The organism is Nostoc sp. CHAB 5715 (assembly GCF_020829685.1).
Lineage (GTDB): Bacteria > Cyanobacteriota > Cyanobacteriia > Cyanobacteriales > Nostocaceae > Nostoc.
Window position 1 is genome coordinate 1 of the sequence record NZ_JAIVFR010000735.1, and the last position, 3,912, is coordinate 3,912.

8 protein-coding genes are annotated in these 3,912 nt (G+C 40.6%); all 8 read right to left on the reverse strand.

From position 1 onward, the window contains the following. Window positions 1–444: phosphohistidine phosphatase SixA (gene sixA, locus LC574_RS30165; protein ID WP_229457283.1), on the reverse strand; the 444-nt coding region annotated here is incomplete at its 3' end. A gap of 153 nt (window positions 445–597) precedes the next feature. Continuing rightward, entirely contained in the window at window positions 598–987 is a 390-nt protein-coding gene (locus tag LC574_RS30170; protein ID WP_229457284.1) for a type II toxin-antitoxin system VapC family toxin, read from the reverse strand. Further along, window positions 980–1,225: a DUF2281 domain-containing protein gene (locus LC574_RS30175; RefSeq protein ID WP_229457285.1), complete on the reverse strand. Its 246-nt coding sequence runs from the start codon at window positions 1,223–1,225 to the stop codon at window positions 980–982. Before LC574_RS30175 ends, LC574_RS30170 begins: the two co-directional genes overlap by 8 nt. A gap of 57 nt (window positions 1,226–1,282) precedes the next feature. Beyond that, window positions 1,283–1,690 (reverse strand): PIN domain-containing protein, encoded by a 408-nt coding sequence (locus LC574_RS30180; protein WP_229457289.1) that lies wholly within the window; start codon window positions 1,688–1,690, stop codon window positions 1,283–1,285. 5 nt (window positions 1,691–1,695) lie between these two features. Further along, a complete protein-coding gene (locus tag LC574_RS30185) occupies window positions 1,696–2,571 on the reverse strand; it encodes a hypothetical protein (RefSeq protein ID WP_229457286.1) in 876 nt (291 codons plus the stop codon). Then, entirely contained in the window at window positions 2,568–2,978 is a 411-nt protein-coding gene (locus LC574_RS30190) for a RusA family crossover junction endodeoxyribonuclease (protein ID WP_229457287.1), read from the reverse strand. The genes LC574_RS30185 and LC574_RS30190 overlap by 4 nt, the downstream gene beginning before the upstream one ends. A gap of 105 nt (window positions 2,979–3,083) precedes the next feature. Then, on the reverse strand, window positions 3,084–3,575 hold the full coding sequence (locus LC574_RS30195) for a DUF29 domain-containing protein (RefSeq protein ID WP_229457288.1): 492 nt from the start codon (window positions 3,573–3,575) through the stop codon (window positions 3,084–3,086). Between the two features lie 178 nt (window positions 3,576–3,753). Further along, a complete protein-coding gene (locus tag LC574_RS39315) occupies window positions 3,754–3,909 on the reverse strand; it encodes a DnaB-like helicase C-terminal domain-containing protein (protein ID WP_368736751.1) in 156 nt (51 codons plus the stop codon). Window positions 3,910–3,912: the final 3 nt, after the last annotated feature.

Below are 3,912 nucleotides of genomic sequence, written 5' to 3' on the forward strand. Positions count from 1 at the left end.
AGGATAACCTGTTTCTGGTAGTTTTATCCCAATCATACCTGCTTTTTTCAAGACTAAGCTTCCTTTGACTTCCCCCCATAGGAGAATTTCTGCCCAATTGGTCAAATCAGGTTCGTGTCCAACCAGTGCCAGTTGGGTATTTTGGGAATAATTTCTTGGCTCTAACCAGTCTTTGAGCCAACTAGAAATTTGACCATCGGGGGCGAGGTGGCTAGATTCTTCTAATTGGGAGCTTAGTTTTTCTGCTATGAGAATATCAGCCGTTTGGCGGGTCCGCACTAAGGGGCTGGTGAGAATTAAATCAAAGTTTAATCCCAATTTAACAAGTTTCTGGGCAACTTTTTCAGTTTTTTGCCGTCCTTCTTTGGTAAGGCTGCGCTCCTCATCCTTGATGCCTAATCCCTTGTCTTCGGCGATGCCATGACGAATTAAATATAGTTCCATACTTTTAGTTCTGTTAGCATAGCGGGGCGTAGCCCGTGCTTAGTTAGGATTTACGTCTTGGTGTGAATTAACCTATCCTAATCTTAATCATTATTACGTATTCGTTGATCTGCCATCTGTCCGGTGCAACGCGGCGTTAGGTGTTCTAACGTGTTACGGATATGGCAACAGGTTTAAACCTTGAATAAATCTGTAATCCCGTTGGTTTTTTGTGAGAAACGGGTAATTCCACACTATTGCTGTAGCTGCAATGAGACTATCAGGAATGGCCAAATTATGACTGAGCCGATAAGAACGCAATAAATCAACTGCTGTGTCAGATACAGCCTGGTTAATTTTAATCATGTAAAACTGCTTGAGGAAATTTAAGAGTGTTTGTAGCTCTGCTTTGTTACGACAACCAACCATTAGTTCCATTTGTGTGATTATGCTAATTGCCAAGCCAGAACTCGCTTTCAGATTTTGCAAACACTTTACTGCTTCTTGAACACTGCTACCTGCATCAATTAGAATATCAGTATCAACGATGGTTGAGTTAGTCATGCGACTTTGACCACTCATTTTCTCGAACACCACGCACCCAAGCAGTGCTATCAGCTAAATCTTGGCGATCGCTCCACATTCCAATAAAGTTATCATTTATCAAGTCAATATCAGGTGACTCAGAAGCAGGTTCAACTACTGCATATCTTTGTCGCAAAACAGCAATAAAATCCATGAGTTGACGCTGTGCTTCAGGAGGAAGGGATAAAAACTCATTCAACAATTCTTGCTGTGTCATTTCTAGGCCTCTCATAAAGCAGAACTAATCAAGATTTTAACGCTATGTCCCAGCTATTCACTCAGATAGCATTGTCAAAAACTCATCTGGTAGCATTGCCGGAACTAAAGAAGCCACAAAATCAGGTGTGTTTCGCGTCATAATTATTTCTAAACCTGCTGTAAGCGCCGCAGCACTCGTTACCGCATCCTCAAAATCCTTAATTGGGCTATTCAAAGCTTGCCGAATAACTTCATCTGTTACACTGGCAACTTGAAGGTGCTGCAATAACTTTGCTAATAGTTCACGCGCTACTTCATTACCAACTTGACGACGCAGAATATAGAAAATATTGGTTACTGCATGACCTGAAACATAACCTTGTACTTGATTCTGCATTACTGTATTTAATGCTCTTGCGGAAGCTGCGACAAATGGTTGACGCTGTGCCAAAATATCGAGCAACACATCGCTGTCGAACAACACCCGTTTCAACCGTATTTCTCCTCTAAATAATCCACATAATTTTCTGTCGGATTTTCTTCTTCTAGCTGGATTACACCTATTAAACTCTGAGTCCAGGAGTCAAGGTCGGTTAAAGGTTCTAAGGTTGGACTGTCAGTAATAGACGATAGGGTTTCTTGTTGAGCCACATCTTTTTCAGCTAGTGATAATGATGAATCAAACCACGACTCTTCTAAACTATCAGTTGTCCATTCCGCTAACATTTCACGAACCAAATTGTCAAAATCATGTACAACTTGCAATTTTAGGTTTTTAATATATCCGTGAGCAAGACGATTACGAACTTCAAAACAAGCTTGAGCAAGGTCAAATTGAGAGATTGATAACTCTCCCAAGGAGTACAGATGTCTTAGTAATCCTATGGCTGGGAAACGTTCAATAGGAATTGACACATCGATTGCTCGCTTTCTTAAAGCCCCCTCAAATATACTCCACATAAAAAGAAAAGCAGGCTCAATTTCATCATTTTCAATAAGCTTATGTGCTTGGATAAACCGATCGGTTAGCTCTTGCCATGAAGGAAGTTGTTCGGATGTTCCAGGTAATGACTTGGCTTCTATGTCTTCAAGCGTTACTAATAAAAAATGCCAACCTGGATGCGTACTAACTTCCTCTGCTAAAGCTTGTAAACGATCAACCGACAGACGGTTGAGACTGTTTTTTACTTCAATTACCAAACCGGAGCCGTCTTTAATAGCAATCATATCTGGCTGGTAGTTACCCAAATCGAATGGTAATTCATCTGTATTGGGTTTAAGTAAAACATGAAATCCTTGACTTTCGTACTTCTCTGCCAGAGATTTCACTTTTTCATCATATAGAATTTTAGTATTGTTAGTCATAAGTATTTTTCCAATGGTTGAGATTCACTTACTTTTACATAAACACACTCTTTACCTGTCATGACAGCACGCTGTAATAAGGAAGGTAGACTTTTAATCTCAATTGGGTCAGACATAAACCGACGATGGCTTTCTACATCTGATACTAAACTATCATCTTCAAAAACTAAGCCTACAAGTGCATCCTGAATCGGCTTGATAATATTATCGGTATCAGCCGGAAAATCATCACAAAGATAAACTAGCGTCAGCTGTAAATCACCTTGTTTAATGACGCTGCGATCTTTCCAAATTTTTTGAGCTTCAACGCGCACAAAATTCTTCCATGCCTGAAGATTTTCTCTTTTCTTTGTCTGTAATGAAACAGGTCGTCTGGGAATGAGAAATTCAAAAGGTATTATTCGCATTCCAAGTGCATATCTTGATAATTAGTTAACAAGTTTACAGCAATTTTCACAGATGGCTCCTTATCATATTGAGCATATCTATACTTATACAAAAATTCTACATGGTTATTCGTCAGCGTTAGGATAAAAGTCTAAGTCTAAAATCTCATCAACAGAAAACAGACAAGCGATCGCAAAGTTTTCTTCTGATAAACCCGTTTCCACCATCGCCTCTCGCCGCGTTCTTTGATAAGTACTATTAATCCACTCGGCATCATTTAAAAAACGCCGCAAGCTAGGACTTTCTTGCAGTAATTCATCTATATTCAGTCGCTCACGGGTAATGGTCACTTGCCAACTGTGATTACGACGTTCTGGTTGATACTTCCACTTCAACAAATGCGACAATACTAACCGCAACGCACTCTGCAAGGCACGCTGTTGACTCTTACCCAAGTCCACCACTTCCTCAATTAAGTGTTCTAAATCCAGCGTGTCCCACTGATGCGTAGGCGTAGCCCGTCGTAGACATCGCAAAAACTCTGCTGTCTGCTCTACCCACGCATAAAAATCTTGCTCATACAGAGTTTGTAACATTTGCAGTTCTATAATATTCATGGCATTCTTCTTTCACAAATAACATCAGGCACGAGCTAAATCCTTAATCAGTTCAGCCTCAGTGAGTTTGAAGGCGTTGATGTCATAATTTTGCTAGTTGTGAAAGGAATACAACTTTGGGAATACCCGCTTGCGTTAGCTGCTGCTCCTGAAGAGAGTTTGCCAAGTTCGTATAACTTCATAGCAGCTTTTCACTGTCAATTTCCGCTTCAGCAGAAATCATCCTGAGCATCAGCTGGGTAGCCGACATCTCCAGCGAGAAGATGGCAATCGGGGTATCAAAGTTAACCGCCGCATTCCGCATGGATGAAACGACGAAAGCCGTTTTACCCATACC

What these genes read in the sequence shown, in the direction of transcription:
- LC574_RS30195 (WP_229457288.1), bottom strand. Translation starts at nt 3,575, where the DNA reads ATGAATATTATAGAACTGCAAATGTTACAAACTCTGTATGAGCAAGAT.
- LC574_RS30170 (WP_229457284.1), bottom strand. Translation starts at nt 987, where the DNA reads ATGACTAACTCAACCATCGTTGATACTGATATTCTAATTGATGCAGGT.
- LC574_RS30190 (WP_229457287.1), bottom strand. Translation starts at nt 2,978, where the DNA reads ATGCGAATAATACCTTTTGAATTTCTCATTCCCAGACGACCTGTTTCA.
- LC574_RS30185 (WP_229457286.1), bottom strand. Translation starts at nt 2,571, where the DNA reads ATGACTAACAATACTAAAATTCTATATGATGAAAAAGTGAAATCTCTG.
- LC574_RS30175 (WP_229457285.1), bottom strand. Translation starts at nt 1,225, where the DNA reads ATGACACAGCAAGAATTGTTGAATGAGTTTTTATCCCTTCCTCCTGAA.
- LC574_RS39315 (WP_368736751.1), bottom strand. Translation starts at nt 3,909, where the DNA reads ATGGGTAAAACGGCTTTCGTCGTTTCATCCATGCGGAATGCGGCGGTT.